The sequence below is a fragment of the Pantoea sp. Pa-EAmG genome (genome assembly GCF_030024295.1).
Classification (GTDB): domain Bacteria; phylum Pseudomonadota; class Gammaproteobacteria; order Enterobacterales; family Enterobacteriaceae; genus Pantoea; species Pantoea dispersa.
In genome coordinates this window covers 1-2,182 of sequence record NZ_JASEWO010000324.1, presented here as the reverse complement: position 1 = coordinate 2,182, position 2,182 = coordinate 1, and the positions used below count along the sequence as shown (strand labels likewise).

3 protein-coding genes are annotated in these 2,182 nt (G+C 51.7%); all 3 read right to left on the bottom strand.

The features are described from left to right. The coding region (gene ptsP / locus QMM04_RS22275; protein ID WP_282997078.1) for a phosphoenolpyruvate--protein phosphotransferase at positions 1–1,108 on the bottom strand (1,108 nt) is incomplete at its 3' end. Positions 1,109–1,267: 159 nt separating this feature from the next. Continuing rightward, positions 1,268–1,525 (bottom strand): phosphocarrier protein Hpr, encoded by a 258-nt coding sequence (gene ptsH / locus QMM04_RS22270; RefSeq protein ID WP_007889063.1) that lies wholly within the window; start codon positions 1,523–1,525, stop codon positions 1,268–1,270. A 386-nt stretch (positions 1,526–1,911) separates the two neighbouring features. Then, positions 1,912–2,182: pyridoxal-phosphate dependent enzyme (locus tag QMM04_RS22265; protein ID WP_282997077.1), on the bottom strand; the 271-nt coding region annotated here is incomplete at its 5' end.

Sequence of the window (2,182 nt, the reverse complement as noted above, 5' to 3'; positions counted from 1 at the left end):
GAATCTCTTTGCGGTCCATGGCGATACGAATCGCACGCCAGCCGAGGAACGGGTTCTCTTCTTTTGGCAGGTTCATGTACGGCAGATCTTTGTCGCCGCCGATGTCCATGGTACGCACGATCACGGCCTGGGAACCCATCGCTTCCGCCACGGCTTTGTAAGCCTGGAACTGCTCTTCTTCGCTTGGCAGCGAATCGCGGTCCATAAACAGGAATTCAGTACGGTACAGACCTACACCTTCCGCGCCGTTGCGCTCAGCACCGGCGACATCTCGCACGGTACCGATGTTGGCGCACACTTCAACCTGGTGGCCGTCCAGCGTAATCGCTGGCAGATCTTTCAGTTTCGCCAGCTCGTGCTTCTCAGACAGATACTGCGTCTGAATCGCTTTCAGCTCTTCCTGCACGTCGTCGGTCGGATTGACGTAAATCTTGTTGTTCACGCCATCGATAATCAGGAAATCACCGTTTTTCACGGTAGCGGTCACGTTACCGGTGCCGACAATCGCAGGCAGCTCCAGCGAACGCGCCATGATCGAGGTGTGTGAAGTACGACCACCCAGATCGGTAATAAAGCCCAGCACCTTTTTCAGGTTCAGCTGTGCGGTTTCGGATGGCGTCAGATCTTTCGCCACCAGAATGGATTCGTCAGCAATGGCGCTCAGGTCAACGATATGCAGACCCAGAATGTTCTGTAGCAGACGCTTGCCGATGTCACGTACGTCAGCCGCGCGCTCTTTCAGATATTCGTCGTCGAGTTCTTCCAGCGCTTTCGCCTGGCCTTCAACCACAGAGTGGGCGGCGGCGTCAGCGGTTACGTGATCTTTTTTAATCAGGTCGATGATTTCCTGCTCAAGCTCTTCGTCTTCGAGCAGCATGATGTGACCTTCAAAGATCGCCGCTTTCTCTTCACCGAAGGTTTCACCGGCTTTCACACGGATGGCTTCAAGCTGCCCGGCTGCTTTGCTGCGACCGTCGAGGAAGCGCTGAACTTCCTGCTCAACCTGGTCGTCAGTAATCTTTTTACGGCTGATGACGATCTCGTCTTCCTTCAGCAGCAGTGCTTTGCCGAAAGCGATACCCGGTGATGCTAAAATGCCTGAAATCATAACCCTACCTTTTAATCACGATGGCTCATTGACCCAATGCGTTGCCACTGTCGCGGAACAGTACTCTAAGGAAGCAAGAACGCGGACAGGTTGTCCGCGATCAAGATATTTGCACTCAATGGGGCAAAGGAGTCGGTTTAGTTGCTTACCTGAGCGGAATTACTCCAGCTCAGCCATCAGTTTCACCAGGTGCTCAACCGCTTGCTGCTCATCTTCACCTTCAGCAGACAGCGTAACAACCGTACCCTGAGTCAGACCCAGAGTCTGCAGTTTGAACAGGCTTTTCGCGCTGGCAGATTTGCCATTAGAGGTCACAGTGATTTCTGACTGGAAAGCCTTAGCTTCTTTAACGAACTGAGCTGCAGGACGGGTATGAAGGCCGTTAGGTGCGGTAATGGTAACTTCTTGCTGGAACATTCTATTTCCCCAACTTTATCAGGTTTGGTGTTATGGATCTAAAGTCTAGCCTGGAGCCGTCACTTTAGCCTGTATAGGTGCGCTGGTGTGGCATTAAGCTGACCAAAAAATGCGCTTAGTAATGTGCGTCTTTCAGCAGCAGATCAAAAACTGTGCGAAAAGGTCACCTTGCTAAGTATGCCGTGATTCGCCGTTTCGCCAAATCAGTAATTCCATTCAGCTTGATCCACTTCAACGCCAGATTAATTTCACGCACCGAAATAATTGGGAGCTTAAATACAAGAGCCGCGTCATTGAAATCAATCTGTCTGTTTTTAAAAGTGAGATCTGCGGCTCAAAAAAGCACCCATTCGGGTGCTTTTTTCATCGTTTTCAGACTATGGCGGTTACTGCTGCAGCTCTTTTTCAGTGAACAGATCGGCAAACAGGGCGGTACTTAAATAGCGCTCGCCAGAGGAGGGCAGGATCACCACGATATTCTTATTGGCGAATGCTTCGTCTTCCTGCAGCTTCAGTGCTGCAGCCACTGCCGCACCTGAAGAGATACCGGCCAGAATGCCTTCTTCGTCCATCAGCTGACGCGCGGTGCTGATGGCTTCTTCGTTGGTAATCGCAACGCCCCGATCAACCAGTTTCCGGTCAAGGTTGCCAGGAATG

Bases quoted from the DNA above. Each gene is read 5' to 3' on its own strand.
- ptsH (WP_007889063.1), bottom strand. From the start codon at position 1,525: ATGTTCCAGCAAGAAGTTACCATTACCGCACCTAACGGCCTTCATACC.